The 21351-nt window shown below is 43.1% G+C and carries 16 protein-coding genes and 4 pseudogenes; 9 read left to right on the forward strand and 11 right to left on the reverse strand.

The window, feature by feature from the left end:
• Positions 1-15: 15 nt before the first annotated feature.
• Together NYE43_RS03630 and opuE are read right to left on the reverse strand one after the other, a co-directional pair.
• Positions 16-714, reverse strand: coding sequence for an MgtC/SapB family protein (locus tag NYE43_RS03630; RefSeq protein ID WP_081638247.1), 699 nt, complete (start codon positions 712-714; stop codon positions 16-18).
• Positions 715-819: 105 nt separating this feature from the next.
• Positions 820-2298 carry a proline transporter OpuE gene (gene opuE, locus NYE43_RS03635; RefSeq protein ID WP_101861342.1) on the reverse strand — a complete coding sequence of 493 codons (1479 nt, stop codon included), beginning with the start codon at positions 2296-2298 and terminating at the stop codon, positions 820-822.
• 412 nt (positions 2299-2710) lie between these two features.
• On the opposite strand from opuE, the gene gatC reads away from it, so the two are divergent.
• The 3 genes from gatC to gatB are packed head-to-tail and all read left to right on the forward strand — an operon-like array spanning position 2711 to position 5918.
• Positions 2711-3001, forward strand: coding sequence for an Asp-tRNA(Asn)/Glu-tRNA(Gln) amidotransferase subunit GatC (gatC, locus tag NYE43_RS03640; protein ID WP_024120463.1), 291 nt, complete (start codon positions 2711-2713; stop codon positions 2999-3001).
• A 15-nt stretch (positions 3002-3016) separates the two neighbouring features.
• On the forward strand, positions 3017-4474 hold the full coding sequence (gene gatA / locus NYE43_RS03645) for an Asp-tRNA(Asn)/Glu-tRNA(Gln) amidotransferase subunit GatA (protein WP_024120464.1): 1458 nt from the start codon (positions 3017-3019) through the stop codon (positions 4472-4474).
• Between the two features lie 13 nt (positions 4475-4487).
• A complete protein-coding gene (gene gatB / locus NYE43_RS03650) occupies positions 4488-5918 on the forward strand; it encodes an Asp-tRNA(Asn)/Glu-tRNA(Gln) amidotransferase subunit GatB (protein ID WP_010333268.1) in 1431 nt (476 codons plus the stop codon).
• Between the two features lie 30 nt (positions 5919-5948).
• On the opposite strand, the pseudogene NYE43_RS03655 reads toward gatB, so the two are convergent.
• Positions 5949-6813, reverse strand: a pseudogene (locus NYE43_RS03655) (TetR/AcrR family transcriptional regulator); the annotation flags it as partial.
• A gap of 130 nt (positions 6814-6943) precedes the next feature.
• Here NYE43_RS03655 and srfP point away from each other — a divergent pair.
• The 3 genes from srfP (at position 6944) to rlmD (ending at position 12599) form a co-directional block, all read left to right on the forward strand.
• The gene (gene srfP, locus NYE43_RS03660) at positions 6944-10093 is read left to right on the forward strand and encodes a surfactin resistance protein SrfP (RefSeq protein ID WP_341060934.1); all 3150 of its coding nucleotides are present in this window, start codon (positions 6944-6946) and stop codon (positions 10091-10093) included.
• 151 nt (positions 10094-10244) lie between these two features.
• Positions 10245-11156 carry a diacylglycerol kinase gene (locus tag NYE43_RS03665; RefSeq protein ID WP_010333270.1) on the forward strand — a complete coding sequence of 304 codons (912 nt, stop codon included), beginning with the start codon at positions 10245-10247 and terminating at the stop codon, positions 11154-11156.
• A 57-nt stretch (positions 11157-11213) separates the two neighbouring features.
• Complete coding sequence (gene rlmD / locus NYE43_RS03670) at positions 11214-12599, forward strand: 23S rRNA (uracil(1939)-C(5))-methyltransferase RlmD (protein WP_341060936.1); 1386 nt, start codon at positions 11214-11216, stop codon at positions 12597-12599.
• A gap of 104 nt (positions 12600-12703) precedes the next feature.
• Here the strand turns inward: rlmD and NYE43_RS03675 are convergent, their stop codons facing one another.
• From NYE43_RS03675 to NYE43_RS03710, 8 genes and pseudogenes are all read right to left on the reverse strand, one after another.
• Positions 12704-12940, reverse strand: coding sequence for a hypothetical protein (locus NYE43_RS03675; protein WP_341060938.1), 237 nt, complete (start codon positions 12938-12940; stop codon positions 12704-12706).
• Positions 12941-13069: 129 nt separating this feature from the next.
• Positions 13070-13264: a hypothetical protein gene (locus tag NYE43_RS03680; RefSeq protein ID WP_341060941.1), complete on the reverse strand. Its 195-nt coding sequence runs from the start codon at positions 13262-13264 to the stop codon at positions 13070-13072.
• Positions 13254-14382, reverse strand: a pseudogene (locus NYE43_RS03685) (response regulator aspartate phosphatase). The gene NYE43_RS03680 and the pseudogene NYE43_RS03685 overlap by 11 nt, the downstream one beginning before the upstream one ends.
• 189 nt (positions 14383-14571) lie before the next feature.
• A pseudogene (locus tag NYE43_RS03690) lies at positions 14572-14878 on the reverse strand (hypothetical protein).
• A 244-nt stretch (positions 14879-15122) separates the two neighbouring features.
• Positions 15123-15593: an antitoxin YezG family protein gene (locus tag NYE43_RS03695; RefSeq protein ID WP_341060942.1), complete on the reverse strand. Its 471-nt coding sequence runs from the start codon at positions 15591-15593 to the stop codon at positions 15123-15125.
• Between the two features lie 34 nt (positions 15594-15627).
• Positions 15628-16053, reverse strand: a complete 426-nt coding sequence (locus tag NYE43_RS03700; protein ID WP_445662056.1) for an immunity protein YezG family protein — start codon at positions 16051-16053, stop codon at positions 15628-15630.
• A gap of 51 nt (positions 16054-16104) precedes the next feature.
• Positions 16105-16593 (reverse strand): immunity protein YezG family protein, encoded by a 489-nt coding sequence (locus NYE43_RS03705; protein WP_341060944.1) that lies wholly within the window; start codon positions 16591-16593, stop codon positions 16105-16107.
• 6 nt (positions 16594-16599) lie between these two features.
• Positions 16600-18609, reverse strand: coding sequence for a T7SS effector LXG polymorphic toxin (locus tag NYE43_RS03710; protein ID WP_341060946.1), 2010 nt, complete (start codon positions 18607-18609; stop codon positions 16600-16602).
• 179 nt (positions 18610-18788) lie between these two features.
• Between NYE43_RS03710 and NYE43_RS03715 the strand changes: the two are divergent.
• From NYE43_RS03715 to NYE43_RS03725, 3 genes and pseudogenes are all read left to right on the forward strand, one after another.
• A pseudogene (locus NYE43_RS03715) lies at positions 18789-19804 on the forward strand (hypothetical protein).
• Between the two features lie 164 nt (positions 19805-19968).
• The gene (locus NYE43_RS03720; RefSeq protein WP_216394789.1) at positions 19969-21111 is read left to right on the forward strand and encodes a response regulator aspartate phosphatase; all 1143 of its coding nucleotides are present in this window, start codon (positions 19969-19971) and stop codon (positions 21109-21111) included.
• Positions 21101-21280 carry a phosphatase RapH inhibitor gene (locus tag NYE43_RS03725; RefSeq protein ID WP_095714363.1) on the forward strand — a complete coding sequence of 60 codons (180 nt, stop codon included), beginning with the start codon at positions 21101-21103 and terminating at the stop codon, positions 21278-21280. The genes NYE43_RS03720 and NYE43_RS03725 overlap by 11 nt, the downstream gene beginning before the upstream one ends.
• The last annotated feature ends 71 nt before the right edge of the window (positions 21281-21351 follow it).

Raw genomic sequence — 21351 nt, forward strand, 5'->3', positions numbered from 1 at the left:
ATGCCCCATTGGCTTTTATAATGTATCGCACTTCACGCCGACTACACCTTCAATGTCTTTTATATCATAGTAGACATCGGTCGTGTATCTGTTTTTATGGACACGGACCTTGACTTCCATGATCGGGAATTCTTTTTCATGAAGGTCATCGATTCGGACGGAGTGTGTTTTAATGTTTCTTCTTTTCATTTCTTTTAAGATCTCTGTCATTTTGTCCTTATCGGAAAGTGACATTCTGATGCGGATGTCTTTTTCCTGCAGACGGTCTGGACCGATTTTTCTGACCGCCCACGGCAGAAATTCAACGCTGATCAGGATGAACAGAAGGCTGGCAAAGGCTTCTTTGTAAAATCCCGCTCCGGTAGCAAGCCCGAGTCCTGCCGCACCCCAAATCATAGCCGATGTGGTTAAGCCGGAAATGACGTCGTTGCTTTTCCGCAAAATGACACCTGCGCCGATAAACCCGACGCCGGAGATGATTTGCGCCGGCAGACGCAGCGGGTCCATCATGATGCGGTAGTATTTAGGGAAATGATATGCCGCGTTAATACTGACGATCGTCAGCATGCATGAGCTGACGGCGATAACGATACAGGTTTTTAATCCGAGCGGCTTATTCTTCAGCTCGCGCTCCAGCCCGATGACCATGCCAATCAAAGTGGCAATGCCTAATTTTAATAAAATGTCAGGATCAATATACCAGCTCAACAGCAACTTCCCCCTTATCTATGGTGTTTTTAAATAAATATGATTTTCTCACAGTATTTATCGCAAAACAAGGGCACAAAAGCCACCAAGCAGCGCTTGATGGCTTTTTGATTATTTTTTGCGTTTTAACAGTTTTTCCATGACACCGAATAATCGGTAAGAGGCTTTTGCAGGCCGCTTCGTGATCATGCTGACGATAATGCCGGCAATCATACTGAGGATAAACCCAGGGATGATTTCGTACACGCCGGTTGATTTTGCCAGGCCGGTTGTAATCCAGGTCAACACGGTCGCAGCCCCGACAATCATCGCAGCAAGTGCGCCCCATTCGTTCATCCGCTTCCAATACAGGCTGAGCAGAATTGCAGGCCCGAAAGCTGAACCGAAGCCGGCCCACGCGTATCCGACCAAATCAAGAATGGAGCTGCTCGGATTCAAGGATAAGAGAACCGCAATAACGGCAATCACTAAGACGGACAGACGCCCGACCATTACTAATTCTTTATCGGAAGCTTTTCGTCTGAAAAACGTCCGGTATAAATCCTCTGTCACAGCACTTGCTGTTACTAAGAGCTGTGAGGAGATGGAACTCATGATCGCAGCCAAAATAGCTGACAATAAGAATCCTGTAATTAAAGGGTGGAACAATATTTTAGAGAAGATAATGAATATCATCTCCGGATCTTTTACAGCAACACCGAATTTATGGGCATAAGCAACACCGATTAAACCCGTCAGCACGGAACCGAGAACTGAAATGATCATCCAGCTCATGCCGATTCGGCGCGCAGGCTTTAAATCTTTAATGTTTTTAATGGCCATAAACCGGACGATAATATGAGGCTGGCCGTAGTAGCCCAAGCCCCAGGCTAAATAGGAAATAATGCTAATGACGCTCGCGCCTTTAAAGATATCCAATAAATTCGGGTTAACAGCGCTGATTTCATGGAAAGTCGGAGCAACGCCGCCCACATGGGTAAAAGCAACGATCGGCACAAGCACTAGTGCTGCAAACATGATCGCACCCTGCACGAAGTCAGTCAGACTGACAGCAAGGAAACCGCCAAACAGTGTGTACAATACGACAACACCGGTAGTCAGAAGCAAGCCTAATTTGTAATCCGCGCCAAAAGCAGATTCAAACAGCCGTCCGCCAGATACCATACCGGAAGAGGTATACAATGTGAAAAAGATCATGATAACCAAAGCAGATACGATTTTCAGCAGTGATGAAGAATGCTGGAATCGTTTATCAAAGAAATCAGGAATCGTAATCGCGTCATCCGCCGCTTCCGTATAAGCACGCAGCCTTGGAGCCAGCAGCAAGTAGTTTGAGTACGCCCCGATTGTAAGACCTAAAGCAAGCCATAAGGTTGACAGCCCTGTCGCGAACATCGCGCCGGGAACACCCATCAGCATCCATCCGCTCATATCCGCCGCTCCGGCAGACAAAGCAGTAACAAACGGTCCGAGACCTCTTCCTCCAAGCATGTAATCGTTGATATCAGTTGTTTTCTTAAATGCATACCAGCCGATTAACAGCATGGCAATAAAGTAAATTCCTAAAGAAATAATAATTTCAATACTCACGTTTTACCCTCTCTTCAATTCTAATAATTTTGCATCACCTCTCAAATTGATGGTGCCAGTTAAGCAGCCTGGCGCAAGTGCGACACAAAAGACATTCTTTTGCAGGTGCACTTGGTAACTTAACCTAACAAAGTATTCCCACCCATTCAAGCGATGAAACATAGACGGTCAGCGGGAAATACCGGGGCAAACCTAGAAGGGAATAAAGATTAAAACGCTTTCAAAAATAATTAAAGTAAAAATTTTCAGAAAAATATTTCGTTTCTCCTTCGCCTCTTTTTAGTATAAAATATATAGGGTATTGTCTCGAAAACACAGGCCCGCCCCAAGGCGTTTTGTTGCTTTAGAGGGCTTGTTTTTGATATGATCAGTATTATATGACTTAACGGAGAAATATGTGGAGGTGGATCATATGTCACGAATTTCAATAGAAGAAGTAAAGCACGTTGCGCATCTTGCGAGACTTGCGATTACTGAAGAAGAAGCAAAAATGTTCACTGAACAGCTTGACAGCATCATTTCATTTGCCGAGGAGCTGAATGAAGTCAACACAGACCATGTTGAGCCTACAACTCACGTGCTGAAAATGAAAAATGTCATGAGAGAAGATGAAGCGGGTAAAGGTCTTCCGGTTGAGGATGTCATGAAAAATGCGCCTGACCACAAAGACGGCTATATTCGTGTGCCATCAATTCTGGACTAAAGGAGGGACACAAGAATGTCATTATTTGATCACAAAATCACAGAATTAAAACAGCTCATACATAAAAAAGAGATTAAGATTTCTGACCTGGTCGATGAATCTTATAAACGCATTCAAGCGGTAGATGATAAGGTGCAAGCCTTTTTGGCATTAGATGAAGAAAAAGCGCGCGCGTATGCGAAAGAACTCGATGAGGCGGTTGACAGCCGTTCTGAGCATGGTCTTCTCTTCGGTATGCCGATCGGCGTAAAAGATAATATCGTAACAAAAGGGCTGCGCACAACTTGCTCCAGCAAAATTCTCGAAAACTTTGACCCGATTTACGACGCAACTGTCGTTCAGCGCCTTCAAGATGCTGAAGCGGTCACAATCGGAAAACTGAACATGGACGAATTTGCCATGGGGTCATCAACAGAAAACTCAGCTTACAAGCTGACGAAAAACCCTTGGAACTTAGATACGGTTCCCGGCGGTTCAAGCGGCGGATCTGCGGCTGCAGTTGCCGCGGGAGAAGTTCCGTTTTCTCTTGGCTCTGATACAGGCGGCTCCATCCGCCAGCCGGCCTCTTTCTGCGGCGTTGTCGGATTAAAGCCTACTTACGGACGCGTGTCCCGTTACGGATTGGTTGCATTTGCGTCTTCATTAGACCAAATCGGGCCGATTACACGTACGGTTGAGGACAACGCATTCTTGCTGCAAGCCATTTCAGGCGTTGATAAAATGGACTCTACAAGCGCAAATGTAGACGTTCCGGATTTTCTTTCTTCATTAACTGGCGATATCAAAGGATTGAAAATCGCGGTTCCGAAAGAATATCTTGGCGAAGGCGTCGGCAAAGAAGCGAGAGAATCTGTTCTTGCAGCGCTCAAAGTTCTAGAAGGCCTTGGCGCTACATGGGAAGAAGTATCTCTTCCGCACAGTAAATACGCGCTTGCGACGTATTACCTGCTGTCATCTTCTGAAGCGTCTGCCAACCTTGCACGTTTTGACGGCATCCGCTACGGATACCGCACGGACAATGCGGAAAACCTGATCGACCTTTACAAGCAAACGCGCGCTGAAGGCTTTGGAAATGAAGTGAAACGCCGTATCATGCTTGGAACATTCGCTTTAAGCTCAGGTTACTATGATGCGTACTACAAAAAGGCGCAAAAAGTGCGTACTTTGATTAAGAAAGACTTCGAAGACGTATTTGAGAAATATGATGTCATTGTTGGACCAACTACACCGACACCTGCGTTTAAAATCGGTGAAAACACGAAAGACCCGCTCACAATGTACGCAAACGATATCTTAACGATTCCGGTCAACCTTGCCGGCGTTCCGGGTATCAGCGTGCCATGCGGATTTGCTGACGGACTTCCGCTCGGCCTGCAAATCATCGGAAAACACTTTGACGAGAGTACTGTATACCGCGTCGCTCATGCATTCGAACAAGCGACAGACCATCATAAAGCAAAACCTGAACTGTAAGGGGTGAAATGAATTGAACTTTGAAACGGTAATCGGACTTGAAGTCCACGTTGAATTAAAAACAAATTCAAAAATTTTCTCAAGCTCTCCGACGCCATTCGGCGCGGAGGCGAATACACAGACAAGCGTCATCGACCTCGGGTATCCGGGTGTCCTGCCTGTACTAAACAAAGAAGCCGTGGAATTCGCAATGAAAGCGGCTATGGCGCTGAACTGTGAAATCGCGACGGATACAAAGTTTGACCGCAAAAACTATTTCTATCCGGACAACCCGAAAGCGTATCAGATTTCTCAATTTGATAAGCCGATCGGCGAAAACGGCTGGATCGAAATTGAAGTCGGCGGAAAAACGAAACGTATCGGCATCACACGTCTTCACCTTGAAGAAGATGCCGGAAAACTGACGCATACAGGCGACGGCTATTCTCTTGTTGACTTCAACCGCCAGGGAACGCCGCTTGTCGAGATCGTATCTGAGCCGGATATCCGCACGCCGGAAGAAGCATATGCGTATCTTGAAAAGCTGAAGTCCATCATCCAATATACAGGCGTGTCTGACTGTAAAATGGAAGAAGGTTCACTCCGCTGTGACGCCAATATCTCTCTTCGTCCGATCGGCCAAGAGGAATTCGGCACAAAAACGGAATTGAAAAACTTGAACTCCTTTGCGTTTGTTCAAAAAGGCCTTGAGCATGAAGAAAAACGCCAGGAGCAGGTTCTTCTGTCCGGCGGTGTGATCCAGCAGGAAACTCGCCGTTACGATGAAGCAACGAAGAAAACCATTCTTATGCGTGTCAAAGAGGGTTCTGACGATTATCGTTATTTCCCTGAGCCTGACCTTGTCGAGCTTTACATTGACGATGAATGGAAGCAGCGCGTAAAAGCAAGCATTCCTGAGCTTCCGGATGAACGCCGCAAGCGTTATATCGATGAGCTTGGCTTGCCTGCATATGATGCGATGGTTCTGACACTGACAAAAGAAATGGCAGACTTCTTCGAAGAAACAGTTCAAAAAGGCGCTGAAGCAAAACAAGCATCAAACTGGCTCATGGGTGAAGTGTCAGCTTATCTGAACGCTGAGCAAAAAGAGCTTTCTGATGTTGCGCTGACACCGGAAGGCCTTGCCGGCATGATTCAATTGATTGAAAAAGGAACAATTTCTTCTAAAATCGCGAAGAAAGTGTTCAAGGAATTAATTGAAAAAGGCGGCGACGCTGAGAAGATTGTGAAAGAAAAAGGCCTTGTGCAGATTTCTGATGAAGGCGTGCTTCTGAAGCTTGTCACAGAGGCGCTTGACAACAATCCTCAGTCGATTGAAGACTTTAAAAACGGGAAAGACCGCGCGATCGGCTTCCTTGTCGGACAAATTATGAAAGCGTCCAAAGGACAAGCCAACCCGCCGATGGTTAACAAAATCCTGCTTGAAGAAATCAAAAAACGCTAATGAAAAAGCAGCTCTCCTCATTGCAGAGGGAGCTGCTTTTTTATGATCAAATAGAAATAAAGATTGAGATCAAAGCGCGAAGCTTTTCAACTTCTTCGAAATCACTTCCGGTCAAATTTGACAGCAGGCCTTTAATAATCGGCTTGCGCGGCTTTTCCTGTGACAGCTCTTCCTCGATCACATCGAGCGAAACGATGATGTCCTCAGGCAATGCGCTGTTTTCTTTCACTTTTTGAATGTCCTGAAGGATCTGGCCTTTATCCGCCGGCACCAGGCTGTAAATGTCTTTTGGCATGAGCGGATTCAGGCTGGAACGGCTTAGCCCCTGCACAAGATCATCCAGTCTCTCCATGATAAATTCAGATATGTTGTCTGCATCAATTTTGATTTCTTCATTAAATACCATCACATTCATATAGGAGTGCACAATGCCTCTTGCCATGATGGAGAGGTCTGAGAGGTAGTTCTCAGTCTCCTTGCCATAAGTCGCAAGCAAAGCGTTCCGATACAGTTTATCTGTCTCGGCTGTGACTTTGTAAAAGTATTGCTTCACTTCTTGGTTTTCCGGAATGATATTTTCAGTAAGCAACAGAACAATAAAATCCTTATGATCGCGAAAATCCTCAAACTGGGCGCTGATTTGCTTTTTCAGCACATCTTTAGGCGGCTGTCCGGCGAGATCCTCTTCTATTTGTTTCATTTTTTTCATAGACATGCCAATGTAATATTCACAGGCAGACAATAGCAGCGCTTCTTTTGATTTGAAATGCAGATAAAAAGCGCCTTTTGAGATGCCGCATTCACTGGCGATTTCCTGGATGGTCGTCGAAGCGTATCCTTTTTTCGCAAATAAACGAATGCTTGTTTTTATGAGTCTCTCTTTTTTCTCATTCATGACGTGCTTCCCCTTAATCCTTGAAAAATTTAGAAAAATTTTCTGGTATATGAGTTGACGATGTTGCGTTATACCGTTTAGTATTATATAGAATGACCAGTCAGTCAATAAAAACACAATGGAGGATATGATGAATCACGTTATTAATTTCGTTCTGAAAAACAAATTCGCCGTATGGCTGATGACGATTATTGTAACGGCAGCCGGCTTGTACGCGGGTATGAATATGAAGCAAGAATCCATTCCTGATGTAAACATGCCTTACCTGACAATCAGCACGACATATCCGGGAGCGACGCCTAGCCAAGTCGCTGATGAAGTAACGAAACCGGTTGAACAAGCGGTGCAGAACCTGGACGGCGTGAGCGTAGTTACGTCCACGTCCTATGAAAACGCATCGTCGGTTATGATTGAATATGATTATGAGAAAGATATGGACAAAGCGAAAACAGAAGCGGCTGAAGCATTAGAAAATGTCAGCCTGCCTGATGACGCGAAAGATCCTGAAATTTCCCGCTACAGCATGAATTCCTTCCCGATTCTGACGCTCAGCGTATCCAGCGATAAAGATAATCTTCAAGAGCTGACGAAAAAAGTGGAAGATAGCCTCGTACCGAAGCTTGAAGGAACAGAAGGAGTAGCTTCCGTCCAAGTATCAGGCCAGCAGGTTGAAGAGGTTGAATTCTCTTTCAAAGAAGACAAAATGAAGGAATACGGCCTTGATGAAGATACAGTCAAACAAGTGATTCAAGGTTCAGATGTGACAACTCCGCTTGGATTGTACACATTCGGCAAAGAAGAGAAATCAGTCGTTGTCAGCGGCGATATTGAAACTATTAAAGATTTGAAGAATATGAGAATTCCAACGGCATCTGCTTCTAGTGCAGGCAGCAGCGCCGCAGCAGCACAAAGCGCACAAGCGACTCAAAGCGCGCAGGCGGCAGCACAGGCACAGCAAAGTGTTAGCACAGACGTGCCGACGGTCAAGCTATCTGACATTGCAACGATTAAAGATGTCAAAAAAGCTGAATCAATTTCCCGCACAAATGGAAAAGACAGCATCGGCATCAACATCATCAAAGCAAACGATGCCAACACGGTAGAGGTTGCCGACAGTGTCAAAGATGAGCTGAAGCAATACAAAGAAGACCATAAAGGCTTCGAATACAGCGCAACCCTTGACATGGCAGAACCAATTACAGAATCAGTTGACACGATGTTAAGCAAAGCCATTTTCGGCGCTATCTTTGCGATTGTGATTATTCTCTTATTCTTAAGAGATATCAAATCAACATTAATTTCGATCGTTTCCATTCCGTTATCATTGCTGATCGCACTGCTTGTGCTGCAGCAGCTTGATATTACATTAAATATCATGACGCTCGGTGCAATGACCGTTGCCATCGGACGGGTTGTCGATGACTCCATCGTTGTTATCGAAAACATTTACCGCCGCATGAGGCTGAAAGATGAACCGCTGCGCGGAAAAGCTCTGGTCCGTGAAGCAACGAAGGAAATGTTTAAACCGATCATGTCATCCACTATCGTGACGATCGCGGTATTCCTGCCGCTCGCACTGGTAGGCGGACAAATTGGTGAATTGTTTATTCCTTTCGCCTTAACAATTGTATTTGCGCTTGCCGCATCCCTGTTGATTTCGATCACGCTCGTGCCAATGCTCGCGCACAGCCTGTTCAAAAAATCATTAACGGGAGCGCCTGTAAAAGCGAAAGAACACAAACCTGGCAGACTCGCAAACATCTATAAAAAAGTATTGAACTGGGCGCTGAGCCACAAATGGATCACGTCTATCATCGCCGTTCTGATGCTGCTCGGAAGCTTGTTCCTTGTACCGTTAATCGGTGCCAGCTACCTTCCGTCAGAGGAAGAAAAAACGATGCAGATCACATACAGCCCTGAACCGGGTGAAACGAAAAAAGAAGCGGAAGATGAAGCTGAAAAAGCAGAAAAAATCCTGCTTGACCGCAAGCATGTCGATACGGTTCAGTATTCATTAGGCTCTGGCAGCCCGCTTGCCGGAGGAGATTCAAACGGCGCATTGTTCTATATCAAATATGACAGCGACACGCCGGATTTTGATAAAGAAAAAGACAACGTGCTGAAAGAAATCAAAAAGCAGTCTGACCGCGGAGAATGGAAGTCACAGGACTTCAGCTCTTCAGGCAATAACAATGAATTGACATACTATGTGTATGGCGACTCAGAAAATGACATTAAAGACACTGTCAAAGACATTGAGAAGGTCATGAAGGATGAAAAGGATCTGAAGAACGTAAACTCAGGCCTTTCCAGCACATATGATGAGTATACATTTGTCGCTGACCAAGAAAAGCTGAGCAAACTCGGTTTAACAGCTTCTCAAATTTCTAAGGCCTTAATGTCAGAGACAGCACAGGACCCGCTCACAACCGTGAAAAAAGACGGCAAAGAGCTTGATGTGAACATTAAAACCGAAAAAGACGAGTATAAGAGTGTCAAAGATTTAGAGAACAAAAAGATCACATCAGCCACTGGCAAAGAAGTCAAAATTGGTGATGTGGCAAAAGTAAAAGAAGGCACAACATCTGATACGGTGTCTAAACGTGACGGAAAAGTGTATGCTGATGTCACTGGTGAGGTTGCATCAGATAACGTGACAGCTGTATCAGTTGATGTACAGAAGAAAATTGATAAGCTTGACATGCCTGACAACGTAACAATCGATACAGGCGGTGTTTCCGCAGATATCGCGGATTCCTTTACAAAGCTTGGATTAGCGATGCTAGCAGCGATTGCGATCGTCTACCTTGTGCTTGTGATTACATTCGGCGGAGCATTAGCGCCATTTGCGATTCTGTTCTCACTGCCGTTTACAATCATTGGTGCCCTGGTCGGACTTTACGTATCAGGTGAGACAATCAGTCTGAACGCGATGATCGGTATGCTGATGCTGATCGGTATCGTTGTTACAAACGCCATTGTCTTAATTGACCGCGTGATTCATAAGGAAGCGGAAGGGCTGTCTACGAGAGAAGCGCTCTTAGAAGCCGGCTCCACACGACTCCGTCCGATCCTGATGACAGCCATCGCGACAATCGGCGCCTTGATTCCATTAGCTCTCGGCTTCGAAGGCGGAAGCCAGGTCATTTCAAAAGGACTCGGCGTAACGGTTATCGGCGGTTTAATCAGTTCGACGCTTCTGACGCTCTTGATCGTGCCAATCGTATACGAAGTATTGGCGAAGTTCCGCAAGAAAAAACCGGGAACAGAAGAAGAGTAAAAAAACAAAAAGCCTCAGCTATGCTGAGGCTTTTGTGCGTTTCCTTCTGTAAGATTATGTACATTTTGTTGCGATTTTTTTAACTCATAGTATAATTAAAGGTTGTTAGTGTAAAAATGGATCGGATACTCTTAAGTAGGATGATGAGATAATGAAACGTGCACGCATAATATACAATCCGACTTCGGGACGGGAGGTCTTTAAAAAGCATCTTGCCCAGGTCCTGCAAAAATTTGAACAAGCCGGCTATGAAACCTCCACCCATGCCACAACATGCGCGGGAGACGCAACGCACGCTGCCAAGGAAGCGGCATTGCGTGAGTTTGACCTAATCATTGCGGCAGGCGGAGACGGAACGATCAACGAGGTCGTCAACGGGCTTGCCCCATTAGACAATCGTCCGACACTCGGCGTGATTCCTGTCGGCACAACAAATGACTTTGCCAGAGCGCTCGGCATTCCGCGAGAGGATATTTTAAAAGCGGCGGATACGGTGATTAACGGCGTTGCCCGCCCGATTGACATCGGACAGGTCAACGGTCAGTATTTTATCAATATCGCCGGCGGAGGCCGCCTGACGGAGCTGACGTACGACGTCCCAAGCAAACTCAAAACGATGCTCGGCCAGCTTGCTTATTATTTAAAGGGTATGGAAATGCTGCCTTCACTTCGTCCGACAGAAGTCGAGATTGAATATGACGGCAAGCTGTTTCAAGGTGAAATCATGCTGTTTTTGGTCACGCTGACAAATTCCGTCGGCGGGTTCGAAAAACTCGCGCCGGATTCCAGCCTGAATGACGGCATGTTTGATTTGATGATATTAAAGAAAGCAAACCTTGCTGAATTTATCAGAGTCGCATCGATGGCGCTCCGCGGCGAACACATCAACGACCAGCACATTATTTATACAAAAGCGAACCGCGTGAAAGTCAATGTATCAGAAAAGATGCAGCTGAACCTGGACGGCGAGTACGGCGGCATGCTGCCGGGCGAATTCGTGAATCTGTATCGACACATTCACGTCGTCATGCCGAAAGAGAAAGCGGAACAGCTGGATGACTAAAAACTTGGCTTTAATGAGCCAAGTTTTTCTTTCGCTTAAAACAAGAGGTGAACATACATGAAAATGAACCCCCCAGTAGAAAAAAACGAATACTACGACGTGACATTTGAGGATTTGACTCATGAAGGAGCGGGCGTTGCGAAGGTGCAGGGTTTCCCGATCTTCGTGCCGAACGCTCTGCCGGAAGAAAAAGCCCAAATCAAAGTCACACGCGTCAAAAAAGGCTTCGCCTTCGGCCGCCTGATTGAGCTGAAGGAAGAAAGCCCGCACAGGACCGACGCTCCATGCCCGATTTACAAGCAATGCGGCGGCTGCCAGCTTCAGCACATGACCTACGAAGGCCAGCTCTTGTTTAAACAAAAACAAGTCAAAGACGTCTTAGAACGGATCGGCAAGCTGGACCTGTCCAACGTCACCGTGCACCCGACTCTCGGCATGCAAGACCCTTGGAACTACCGGAACAAAGCACAGGTGCCGGTAGGAGAACGGGAAGGCGGACTCGTCGCCGGATTCTATCAGCAAAGAAGCCATGACATCATCGACATGAGCGCCTGCCTGATCCAGCAATCCAAAAACGACGAAGCCGTTCAAGCCGTCAAAGACATTTGCGCAAACTACGGTGTCAAAGCCTACAACGAAGAACGCCACAAAGGCTGGCTCCGCCACATCATGGTCAGATACGGCGTCGTTACGGGTGAAATGATGATCGTCTTCATCACAAAAACAAACGACTTCCCGAACAAAGTGAAGATTATCGAAGACATCACAGCGCAATTCCCGCACGTCAAATCTATCGTGCAAAACATCAACCCAAATAAGACAAACGTCATCTTCGGCAATGAAACAAACGTCATCTGGGGTGAAGAATACATCTACGACCTCATCGGAGACGTCAAATTCGCCATCTCTGCCAGATCGTTCTACCAAGTCAACCCGGAGCAGACAAAAGTGCTATACGACAAAGCGCTTGAGTACGCGGAACTGCAAGGCGAAGAAACCGTCATCGACGCCTACTGCGGCATCGGAACGATTTCTCTCTTCCTGGCGAAGCAGGCGAAAAAAGTGTACGGTGTAGAGATTGTGCCGGAAGCGATTGAAGACGCCAAACGAAATGCAGAATTAAACGGCATCACAAACGCAGAGTTCGCGGTTGGAGAAGCGGAAACCGTGATTCCAAAATGGTATGAAGAAGGTATCACGGCCGATACGCTAGTCGTCGACCCGCCAAGAAAAGGCTGCGACGAAGCACTCCTACGGACGATTGTAGAGATGAAGCCGAAGCGGGTAGTGTATGTGTCCTGTAATCCGGGTACGCTTGCGAGAGATTTGCGGGTGCTTGAGGATGGCGGGTATGCGACGCGCGAAGTGCAGCCTGTGGATATGTTTCCGCATACGAATCATGTGGAGTGTGTGGCTGTGCTTGAACTGAGAGAAGGCAACTAACCCTTGGAGGTTGTTGCCTTTTTTGATTGTTATAAATGGAAAGGCTAATCTTAATTGTTTTTCTTGAATAATTTTATAGTTAGATCACTAATTTCAGATATATGCTACTCAAGTGAGGTCATCGTTTTGTGGATTTCAAGCAGAAGTTGATCAGCATCTTGAACATTGTTAAAATCAATACGTTTACTCTTTTTTAGAAGATTATCCATATCGTTTATTATTGTAGACAAGTCATTTAGATTGTCTTGTTGTTCTTCGAATTCAACAGAAAGTATATTTGTTTGACCGTAGCTATTTATTTTTTCTAAGAGGTTTACAATTTCTCTTAATTGGTTATACATTACTTCCACCTATCTTGTTTTTTTAGGCCTTTGTTTGGTCTGTATAGGAGAGTTTGAACATAAAACATTCTATCACCTTGTTAACGTATTCTTTAGAAAAAGAGACGCAGCCTAAACTGCGTCTTGTCCTTAACCAAGCGTTCCATTTTCAATCGTCATTTCCTTGTCAAAGATGGCTTTGTCTGCCAGGGAATTCGTTGAATTGTTTGCAGCTTTGCTTGTCATGTTTCTGGATGCCACATTTACTTCATTTCCTAAGGAAGAACTGATAAAGCTTACACCGATCAAAGCAATTACAGCGCACAAAGTCAGTTTAAATTTCATACAAACAATCCCCTCTCTGAATTTGTTTGCGGGCATGAACCATCTTTTTGAAACAGATAACAGAATCATCCATCTGCCCAATTTCAGTATAAAACTTTGCGGCTAATAATGCCAACTCTTCCATATAAGGATATCCTTGTGATGTCTCTAATTTGTTGAAAACATTTAATAAAATGGACGCTTCTCCTTTTTTGATAAACAGCGCCTGCAATCCTTCAAACATAATTTTAAATAGGTCATCATCGAATTTACATGCGAAGCGTACGCCTTTTCTGAAACAATCCATTGCCTGTTCTTGTTTATGTTGAAGAAAATAAATTAAGGCTAAATCGTGGTAAGCTTGTGTCAAGTTGTTGAAATTTGATTTTTTAAATTGGAGTATCGATTTCTCCATGTATTTTGCTGCTTTCGTCAATTCGCCCATTTTAAGATAACAATTTCCGATATTGAATAAAGCTTGGCCGTAAATCCGCTTGTTTTTGCTTTCAAGCAGCCGTGCGCCTTTTAGTGCCTGTTCGAGGTGAGGGAGCGCCTTTTCATGACTTTCTAAATCGTCGTAGTTACCTGCGATTACAAAATGGCATTGTATGCGGCGGACTGAGTAAAGGTCGTGCGTTTTATAGATGTTATACGCCTGAGAAGAATAGTGCATGGATACGTGGGTTTGTTTCATATGATAAAACACTTCAGCCCATTTTAAAATAAAATTCCGCCCGCTCAATTTCATCCGAAATATAGGGAATTGTGTTTTCCGCTTTTTGATAGAATGTAATGGCACTTAAGAAATTGCCCTCTTTGAATTCATACATCCCTTGAAAAAAGTAATAGTAGTATTCAACGAGTTTCTCCATCTTCCTGTTGCTGCCTTCAATTCTCTTTGAATATTCTGATAACTCCATTTGGTTTCCATCAGATGGAATCACATAGTCAATCATAAGCTGATGACGAAATGTAATGAGCTGATAGTAAATCAAGAGGTCTTGGTCTTCTTCCATGATGTCAATGTCCCGTTCGATCTCAGCTTTCAGCATTTCAGCGTCAGTCACATTAAACTTTTGAATATGCCGATTCCACTCATTAATTTTCATCCCAACGTGCGGAGACGAAATCGTGCCCAAACTTCTCACCCTTCCTCTTCTCACTAATTATGTAAATTTTATCAATACAGAAATTTAATAGGAAGGGGTTGAGAGACCGCAAATTAAATTTTCGGTGTGATCCGCAAAAGGGAGTTTTGGTGTTTTGCGTTATATTTGGTTTTGTGAAGGTTAGTGGAAACTCAATTCGTAAAGTTAGGATTGCGGTTATTACGACTGAGCAGTTTCGTCATACTCTTTTAGCAGTTTTTCTGTCTTATGCATTTCTTTGAGCATCGGATTCATGTAGTCGTTAGCTGATTCTAGATATGCTCTTGTCAGAGTATCTAGTTTATTTTTAACTTTAGAGAGACCTTCTTCGAATTGTTCCTCTGATGAATGTTGGATAAATTCTTTTGCCTCTTCGTATCTTTTTAATATGTTTTTCACCATTGGAGTTGGAGTCTTTTGATTGTTTGTTTTTATTGCTGCGACTGTTAAATTAAATTTGTTTTATTAATTCTTTTCTTACTGTCAAAATGTTGCTCCTTTTATAAAGAGATATGAGATAAATATAAAACCTTAATATCCTCTATATTAAAGAAAAGTATAGAATCATCTAAAATCTCGTCGTATAGAAAACTTCAACCCATTCAGAAGCAATCAATTTATTAGTTGATCGGTTAACAAATTTTATAATAGGTTTGTTTTTTTCGGTTTCCATAAAAGCCAACCTGAGAATATAAAATAGCCCAGCAGTAAAAAGCTGAGCTATTTTTGAATTATAGACCGAAGTAGTTTATTACAAACTGTTTATCATCCTCATCTTCAGGCAATATTCCTAAATTTTTATATTCCCATACTATTTGTCGTTGAGTACCATTTAAGTCTGAGGCAATGACATCGGTGTAATCATAATCAATTGAAAATTTCCCGCTTCGTTCTAGATGTAAAGTGAGGTTTGTCCATAAGTCCTCATTGTTTGTTTTAAATTCATTTCGTAACTCTTCGATATAGTCATGCAATTCATATAGAAGTTCGTCATATATATCTTCATCAACATTAAAATGTTCAGGAATATCGTGTGAATATATATATTCCTGATTTTGTGGAGTAGTAAAGAAGAAGTAAACTTCTGAAGAATTATCTGAAATTTCAGCATAAAGAGCAACCTTCTCCCACTCAGAGGGAATAATTTCATATATTTGCTCAGCTATCTTTTGATATAATTCACCCATTTTTTCAGTTTCCATTAGATTAACCTCTAACTCCGATCTGATGATTGCATTAGTCAATATTTAGATAATCCTTAACAAATTCCTTATCCTCTTCGTCTTCAGGGAAAATACCCAAGTTATTGTACTCCCAAATCATTTGTCTTTGGTATTCGTCCAATGTAGATTCAATAACATCTTCATAATCATAATCAATTGAGAACGTTCCATCGCTTTCAAGATTCAGTGTCAAATTTGTCCATGCTTCAGTATTATTTTCTTTAAACTCATTGTGTAACTGTTTAAATAACTCTTGAAGATCTATTAATAGTTCGGTATAAATTTTTTTACTAACTTGATATTGTTCTGGAATGTCGTGAGAGTATATATATTCATCGTTTTCTGGTGTTTGAAAGAAAAAATACACTTTTCTGGAAGTGTCTAGTATTTCTGCATAAAGAACAACTTTGCTCCAATCAGCAGGAATTATTTTTCCTATACATCAGTTATTTGTAGATAAGTGCTTTCTAACATCATTATCCCAACTTTATTAAATTGGATTTTCAGGATATTCTTCTAAATATTTTTTGATTAATTTCTGTAATGATGGATCCTTAGGTTCTTCCCCTAAATATTTAAATTTCCAGATGATGAGCTGATCACTGAAACTATAATCAGTCTTAAACCAATCTGTATAATCAAATTTGACAGTTAATTTTCCTGATCTCTCTAGGCTAAGAGTGAAGGAATAAAATAATTCTTGATCATGATTTTTGAAAACATCTCTCATTTTTTCGCTTAGTTTAAATAATTCCATCTCATACTGATCGAATTCATTTTCGTCAATATCAAATTCAAACGGAATTTCAAGACTGTACTTAAAATGCTTAGGCTCATTTTGAGATTTATAAAAAAAGTAAGTGCCTCCGCCTGTCTCTGAAACCTGAGCATAGAACAAAAATTTCTCCCATGGTTCTGGTATCATTTCGTTAACGGTTTCAGCGATGCTTCTATATAATGCATTTAATTCATTTTCCAACAAGAATCAACCTCCAGCTTGATTTTTTATAAATTTCTTAAATAATCCTTTGCCTTCAATTCTGTAAATAACCTCAAAAGAGTCTGGTCTTAGAGAGTCTCCTAAATATTTCGGTCGAATTCTTACTGAGACTTTCCTCGGTGGTTCCTCTTTTAGAGCCGCCGCCCATTCGGTCTCCATTTTGTACCATTCTCCGCCAGAACGGTTAATTTGGCTATTTTGAGCAACTAAGTTATCTAGTTCTCCTGAACCTCTGAATTGTGATCCTATCAAATGCCCGCCATCGTCATCAGGTAATCGATCTTGAGGCTTTCCAGCGTTTGATTGCGCATATTGATTTCGTTTTGCTTCTCCTAATTGTAAATCAGCCTCAACTTTTGTAATTCTACCATAGTTGTCTGTATTGTATGTGTAGCCCTCTTTTGTTTTATATTCAACATTCGGTTTCAGTACTTTCTTTCTACTCCATTTCGCATAATGTTCGCCATATTTGACGGTTACCGGTGGCACATGTGGTACCGGTGTTCGTCTTCCGCTTGATGACGTTCCGTACGGTTTCGGCAGGATGACCTTGGCGAATTTTTGCAGTCCTTCTTTAAGCGTGACCCCGTTGACTGCGTTGTAAGGAACACCTGCCGGCACTAAGTCATGACGCGGGTGATACGGGAGAATATCCGCAAGTGTGAGATCTCCGATTTGATTTAACTTGGTTTTGACGCGTTTTTTTGATACTTCAATGCCTGTGTTTACCTTTTGTTTGATCTGATCAACGGTTTGTTTTGAGACCGTTATGGCTTTTTGTGCTGTGGCTGATTTGCTTGCTGCTTTTTTCACTTTTGTTGTCACTTTGGCAGCTGTACCTGTTTTGGAGACGGCACCTACGCCTTTTGTACCGACAACTGATGTGACAACAGTGCCCACCGCATATGAGACCCATCTGGCTCTTGAGTAGGTGTCACCATTCACCATGTCTTTTTGGTATGATTCTTCGATTGCCGCTGAAATGGCTTCATACGTTTTGATCGGGTGAGCCACCGCTCCTGTAATGGCTTCAACGGTTCCGCCCGGATCTGTGACCATATCCCACAGACCTGTGACCGCGTCTTTTCCTGAATCGTAAAGGCCGACGGCAACCCCTTTGAAGCCTGCTTCAAGTTCACGGGTGTTTTCAATTTGAGTGAAATATCTTTGCTGTTCTGCTGTCAGATTTTCATAACCGATCGTTTTTGCCATTGAGTAGAATTCATCGGCATCTGCATAATCGTAGTTTTTCAGTCTTTCTTTCAGTTTTTCAATCTCGCGTTCCTTCGCTTCCTCTTTCTTAATCTTCAAGTAAGCCTCAGTCCGTATTTCAAAGTCGCCTTTTTTCTTATGTATGTCACTCTCACGGTACGCCTTGGCGTTGTAGTGGATGGGTGTGGCGTTTTTGCCTTTGCCTGTTGCTTCTTGGAGCTTTTGGAAATCGGACTTGATGAATTGTTCGTTTGGTTCTGACAGGGCGTATTCTGTCTGCAGGTCTTCGTCCAAAGTATCTAGCTTTTCTAGCGTTTTTTTGCGTTTGTCATTGGCATCTGCCAGCTCGTCTTTGAAGGTTTCTGTTGAAAACAGGTCGAGCGGGAGGATGTCGTTGATATCGTTCAGGATGTCTTTCATCGCTTTTTTCTGTTCGGACATAATGGATTTCGACTTTTGGTGGGCGTTTGCCAGCTCGTGTTCCAGAAAGGATTCTTCGATGTATGCGTCAGAGAGGGCTTTATCCTCGACGGCTCCGGCGATGCTGTTGAAAAATGCGATTTTCATGTCGATGTAGTCGATCCATTGGTCGGTGACGCCGACGTGGTCGTGATAGAAGGCTTTGATGTTGCTGGCGCCTTTTCCTGAGAATTCGCTGTCACTGAGATCAGCGACGCTTTTTAAGGCTTTTCTCAAGTTGACCATTTGGGTTCTTAGTTCTTTATACTCTTTTGCACGGTCTGTCGCTTCCGAAAGCAGTGTTTTCGCTTCAAGTACTTTCATGACCATTTCCCTTCTTTTGTTCGCTCAATATCAAAATTTTACCACGGAGCAGGATAAGAATGGCTGTGGAAACGTGTTTCGATGGAAAAATGAGTCGTTTGGCATGTGTCTTTATTCACGAAGGGATTGTGTAAACATAGTCGAAATGATTATTGATAGACAGTTAAAGGAGCATTTTGATGAAGAAAAAACGCATTATATTCGGTTTATTAGGGTTTATGATATGCATCATCCTGTTTGCTCTGTATCTTCAGTTACATAATAAAAGCAATATTCCTGTCAAAACTTCCGCCATTCATCCCGAAGAAGACCGCATCTTTTTTATCTATTCCAACCCTCTTATAAAAGAAAGCACGCTGCTCTCAACCTCAACAGGCGAAAGATTTAATAGGCGCACGTTCAAGGTGGCGGATGTGCCGTACATCCAAACGAAGTCTTACGCATCAACAGACATTGTTTTATTAGCGGAACATGAGTCCTTTTATTACACGCTGGAGAAGGATGCTATAAAAAAGCATCCGCTGTCAAATCCATTTTCGTTTTGGTATGAGGGGAAGGATGTTTCTGTTAAGGCCTATAACGTTGATACGACGGGGAATGACGTCCATATAAACGACAAAAAAACGAAAAAGGAATATAGCCTCACCTTGCCTTCGCTTGTCACGATGGGGTCGAGTGACGAGAATTATATTTATGTCATTCAAGGCATGGCGTGATCGACAGAAACACAGAGGAAATCATTGAGACCCTAAGTTTAGCCTCGTATGGGGATACATTCGCAGACTCAGCCGATTTTATTGTCGCGAGCTCGGAGCATGAACTGACTGTGATTGAAAAAGGAACATGGAAGACAAAGTATATTCCGTATCCTGATGATCTTGAGTATGCTGATACCGTGTACTATGACAAAGAAAGCGGCAGTTTTTATGTGACGTACGAAGACAAAGAGGGGGAAGCGAACCTGCTTGAGTATGGGAAGGACTTTTCTTTTCGCACATACGGCTTAAAATTCCCTTATATGGATGCAAAGTTTAAGGGGAATCAACTGTATGTTGTTGCCCAGGAAGAGCATAAAAAGGGCATTGGCGGGTACGTGGGTGTGTTTGATATCCATTCTAAGAAGATGGTTTATCAGTTTGATTTGCCTGAGGAACAGGTGAAAGTTCAGGATTTTATTGTGGTTGACAATAAGTGAGTGCGTAAATGAAATAGAATGATATTGGACTCTTGCATAAAGGGTCTTTTTTTGCCGAGAAAAACAAATTGACAGAATGAAAAAACAATTTCTTCCTTCCGTATTGTTTTCAAAATTTGGGATTGATAGAATATGACATATCTTACAGAGAGGGAGGGAAGCGAGTGAAGCAAGCCATACCATCTTCGCGTGTTGGTGTTAAGATTAATGAATGGTACAAGATGATTCGCCAGTTCAGTGTTCCGGATGCTGAGGTGCTGAAAGCGGAAGTGGAGCAGGACATTCAGCAGATGGAAGAGGATCAAGATTTGCTGATCTATTATTCTCTGATGTGTTTTCGGCACCAGCTGATGCTGGATTATTTGGAGCCGGGACAAACATACGGGAATCGCCCTACAGTGACAGAGCTTTTAGAAACGATTGAAGCCCCTCAGAAAAAACTCACAGGTCTTTTGAAATACTACTCTCTGTTTTTCCGCGGCATGTATGAATTTGATCAGAAAGAATATGTTGAAGCGATTGGATCTTACCGTGAGGCGGAGAAGGAGCTTCCGTTTGTAACAGATGAAATCGAGAAAGCGGAATTTCATTTTAAAGTGGCAGAAGCATATTACAATATGAAACAAACTCATGTCTCGATGCATCATATTCTTCAAGCCTTAGACATTTATCAAGATCATCCGTTATATAGCATGAGAAGAATACAAAGCTTGTTTATCGTAGCGGGAAATTATGATGACTTCAGATGCTATGATAAAGCGCTCCCGCATTTAAGAAAGGCGCTGGAGCTGGCAATGGACATTCAAAACGACCGGTTCATTGGCATCTCTTTATTGAACATTGCCAACAGTTATGACAGGTCAGGAAGATATGATTTGGCAATTGAGCACTTCCAAAAAGCGGCGAAAGTAAGCAGAGAAACGGTCCCTGACTTGCTGCCGAAAGTACTGTTTGGGTTAAGCTGGACATTATGTAAAGCTGGACAAAAACAGCAGGCGTTTCAGTTTATAGATGAAGGCTTAGAATATATCAAAAAATATCCTAGTATGCTTCACCATAAATACTATAAAGAATTGTATACGTTCTTACAGGCGTTGTACAAAGATGTTATGGATGAAGACAGGATTCATGATGTATTGAGCTGCTTTGAAGAAAAGAATCTGCACGCCTATGTGGAAGCATGTGCCCAAAGTGCGGCATCTGTATTTGAAAGCCGCTGTCATTTTGAAGATGCTGCTGTGCTTTACCGAAAAGTGCTGCAAGCGCAAGAGGATATTCAAAAAGGAGAGTGTTTATATGCTTATTAAGAAAAAAGTGATGATGTGTCTTGCTGTTCCCCTTATTTGCGGAAGCATTGCGGTTCCTTTCTTGACACAGTCCGGCGATTTTAAGGAATCAACGGATCGAAACACGACGTATATCGATCATTCCCCTCATCATGTCATGACTGATCCGGATAAGAAAGCCCTTAGCTAGGGCTTTTTTTCTTGCTTTATTGGAAGTTTGTGTCGTCTCGTACTTTTAAACTGCCGCATTCCTTCTATTTC

The sequence above is a fragment of the Bacillus sp. FSL R5-0434 genome (assembly GCF_038004745.1).
Taxonomy (GTDB): Bacteria; Bacillota; Bacilli; order Bacillales; family Bacillaceae; genus Bacillus; species Bacillus halotolerans.